This is a genomic window from Parashewanella hymeniacidonis (assembly GCF_016900895.1).
GTDB lineage: Bacteria > Pseudomonadota > Gammaproteobacteria > Enterobacterales > Shewanellaceae > Parashewanella > Parashewanella hymeniacidonis.
Genome location: NZ_JAFEUN010000200.1, coordinates 1 through 3,741, shown reverse-complemented (window position 1 = coordinate 3,741; position 3,741 = coordinate 1). Strand labels below are relative to the sequence as shown.

Genomic DNA, 3,741 nt, shown 5'->3' with positions numbered 1-3,741 from the left:
TGATGTAAGCCCTAAGTTGTTTTTTAGGGCTAGTCGTAGCTTTCAGAAATTTGATTTCAGAGATACTTTTTCTAATGCAATTTTTTGATTACGAACCGAAACCGAAACACGTTTATGTCCAAAGGCGGTTTACAGTGCGAAACACGGAAATGCTCCGAAATGAGCTAAGTTACCATTGTCATTAAATTTGTTGCTTGTTCCTTAATTCATAGTCTTCCCTAAATTTATCTTTAGCTTTACGAGCATATAAAAGTGCCATTTGGAGGTGTTCAAAAGGTTTACCTTGTCTTTTAGCTTCTCCTAGTTTACTTTCAATTTCTGTTATTTCTTGAGTGCACTTTTTTTGTGTTTCTATATAAGCTTGATGTTCATCTGAAGGTAATGGTTGAGGCTTATGCTTTATACAGTATTTGGTAAGTGTGCAATTTGCACAATATTGTGCCTCAATTCTTCGGTCAAAATTTGGCTGGTCAAGCCTCATCAATAATTCGTGTTCTTGACGTGAGGATGCACGTGCCGTTGCTTTTTTCGATAAAAAATCTATGGATTGAGGAGATTCATCATCACTATCACTAACATCATAAGTTTTGTTATAAGAAGACTCCCATGACTGGGGTTTTCTTGAAGCAGGAATATGTGAATTATTGTCATTTCCTATATTTTTTACTGATGATACCGACATATGTTTTACCGAAGAAATAACTGACAAATTATCACATTGAACTATGTGACAGTTATTCTGAATTTTCTAACTTAATTCAAATAAGTAATATAGAGATTTGCTAAATTTTATGCTTTTAACAGTTCGAATGCTTGGCACGCAATTGTCCAACTTCGTTTTACAACGTTTTGAGATTACACTAAGATTATTAACACACTCAAGTTAAGTTTAATAACTTGAGTGTGTTGGTAGCGGATTGAAGCACTAACCTTTCCAAGGTTTTAATGGAATGTTAATTTGACTGTCGTTAAACCATTTTATGTTTAGGTTTTCACCTGCATCTTGAATCGTTTCTTCACTAACATCTTTACCTGAGCCCATATTAACTTGTGCATCTCGATTTTTGTTTACATTGAGCACCATAACGAGCTTACTGCCTTTTTTGATGAGTTTAGCGGTTATTCTTGCATTAACGATGGGAACAAATGTTTTTGTATTAGGTTTCAACAATTCTCGTTGACTCATATCATTCGCATAGCTGACTCTACTTCGGTAATTGTTTAAGTGAAAGGCATTACCTTCTTTATCAATCTCATAGAAATTATAACCAATATCAACATCTTTCTTATTGATGGAGATGGATAAGTGCCCAGTAATCGCACCAGCGAGCTCTTGAGATTCGTCAAAAGAATCAGTCATGAAAACAAGTCCACTAGATTCGTTAAGTTGACCTTGTATAACAGGCCATGGCGCTTTGTTATGTTCTGTTGTTCTGTCGGCTAAATCCACTGTTTGTGCAACATAGGCAATTTTATCTTCAGGATTGGTCGAAAGGGAATAGTCACCAGATTCATTTTCAGATGTGGTCAAAAAAAATGTTTGTGATTGATTATTGAGTTCGTCTAACGAGCTGACATGACGCCACTGGTTGCTTCCCATTAACTGATAGTTAATCTTGTTTTTCAATAAACTTGGCATTTTGTGATTGAATAAAACATGATCGAACCACTCAAACACAAGCTCTTCGGTGTCTTTTTCTAATGCTGCATCATCAAGTTTATAATTACTGTGATGTGAGCGAGGCTTTCCTTGTGCGGTGCCATGATTATATGGACCAATTAATAACGAATGATCGGCGTTTTTATTATATTTATAATGATTTTTTAAGTAGTCCAATGCAGAAATCTGTCCACCATCAAAATATCCTGTGATGCTCAGCACTGGAATATTAATATTGGCGTATTCTGCTTGATAAGGAACCATAGCTTGATAGTAACTATCAAAGCTTGGGTGCTGTAACCATTTTTGAAACCAAGGGTTGGGCTTGCCGTCGATTTTATCTATATCTTTAGTTGCTTTTCCACTTTCAAATAAAGAGGTTAACAATTGGTCGCTCTTTTGCCAATCCGCGTACACGCTGTTGTCCATCGTTTTGTTATTCGTTACATGAAATGCCCACGGGTAATTCCCAGTTAACACAATATTATTTTCATAAGGTAGGCCTGTGATTAAGCTTGCAGCTGTATAAGGCGACATCGCCTTGAGAGCAGGATGCATATGTTTGGCTGCTGCCCACTGGGTAAAACCATTGTAACTTCCACCATACATCACGACATCCCCATTACTCCAAGGTTGCTTGCTTATCCAGTCAATGGCACTCGTAGCGTCTTTGCCTTCGTGTTCCCATGGTATAACTTTATTCGAACTAGAACGTTTGCCTCTAGAATTTACCACCACGCCAACATATCCATGTGCAGCGGCATGAATTGCCGTTTGTATATGCGCGGATTCATCAGCGTAAATTGTAAATTGCAGAGCTGTCGGAAGTTTGTTGGTAGAGTGTTTCCGTTTTACAATAGTGGCTGACAACTCAACTCCATTTGGAGCCTTGATTAGGACGTCAGGTTCAATATCATAACGCTGGTTACTTTCCTCACTCAGTAACTTTTTGCTTATTGGAATTACTTTTGAAAGTACTTCATATATGTGAGCGTTAACAATTAAGTTAATCGCTTGGTTAGAATTTAGAGTGGGCAAATGTTTATAGCGCTTGAATACCTTATAAACATAATCTTGTGCTCTGGAAACAGACCAACCCAAGGCACTAGTTACTTGAAATAATCGTTCATCATTCATATCAGTTAACGAATGACTAAACTCATCCGTCAAGATGTCAGTAAATAAGGCGTGCTCAGAACTTTTCAGCTTTAATTGAGTTTCGCTGTGTAACGTGTAATGCAAGTAAGTTATCGAATTAGGGTGTTGAGCAACAGTTTGAATAAGCGTGCTGTGCTTATTCAAAATTGATAATAATCCAACTTTATTAAACATGCTTTCTTCATTAATCGTTACAGTGGGGATCTGCTTAGCAAGATTTAGCAGTTCTTGACGAAATTTATCTTGTTCCAGCAAGCGCAAGGCATCTTGGCGGTTCTTCATCGGAGCTTTTGTCAAATGTGATGGGGTGGTATAAGTCTGCTGTTTTTTTTCTTTCGCTTTAGCATTCCCTATTACAAATACTAGAGTTATTGCTATAAAAATAGAGAAAAAGCGTAGTGCAAAAGGGTTTGAGTTTGCTCTATTAAAGTCTTTTTCGGTCATACTATCGCCTTAAACTGTTCAAGTTTTATTTGTTAATTTGTTGTAGGAGATAAAGTAAAACGAGATTGAATATTTGTAGTGAACAGAGTGTTACTTTTCGTGACTTTTGCTGACCAATACTGAGTAACATGCTATTTTACCAGCAATTATAGTAATGATAGGTAGTTGCATGCGTTGGCAAATTGCACAGTTCGTTTTTTGTGATCAGCAACAAACGTTAACGTCTAATGACAGTTCTCATCAATTGGAACCAATGATGGTGGAACTGTTAAGCTATTTTTGTCAGAATCTTGATCAGATTATCAGTAAAGATAAGTTGATTGAGCAAGTTTGGTTAGGTCGTTTTGTCAGCGATAATGCCTGACTCTTCTACACAAATATTATGGAAATTGAACTTATTATCGTTTCGTTGATCTGATCAGTAAATTACACTAGATAAGGCAACGCATCATGTCAATTTTCAACCAAGATCTATGGTC

Annotated in this window: 3 protein-coding genes; 1 reads left to right on the top strand and 2 read right to left on the bottom strand. The window is 36.7% G+C overall.

From position 1 onward, the window contains the following. Positions 1–181: 181 nt before the first annotated feature. Positions 182–709 (bottom strand): hypothetical protein, encoded by a 528-nt coding sequence (locus JQC92_RS21405; protein ID WP_205001561.1) that lies wholly within the window; start codon positions 707–709, stop codon positions 182–184. A 216-nt stretch (positions 710–925) separates the two neighbouring features. Beyond that, positions 926–3,262, bottom strand: coding sequence for a CocE/NonD family hydrolase (locus tag JQC92_RS21400; protein WP_205001560.1), 2,337 nt, complete (start codon positions 3,260–3,262; stop codon positions 926–928). Between the two features lie 169 nt (positions 3,263–3,431). On the opposite strand from JQC92_RS21400, the gene JQC92_RS21395 reads away from it, so the two are divergent. Further along, positions 3,432–3,626 (top strand): winged helix-turn-helix domain-containing protein, encoded by a 195-nt coding sequence (locus JQC92_RS21395; protein ID WP_205001559.1) that lies wholly within the window; start codon positions 3,432–3,434, stop codon positions 3,624–3,626. The last annotated feature ends 115 nt before the right edge of the window (positions 3,627–3,741 follow it).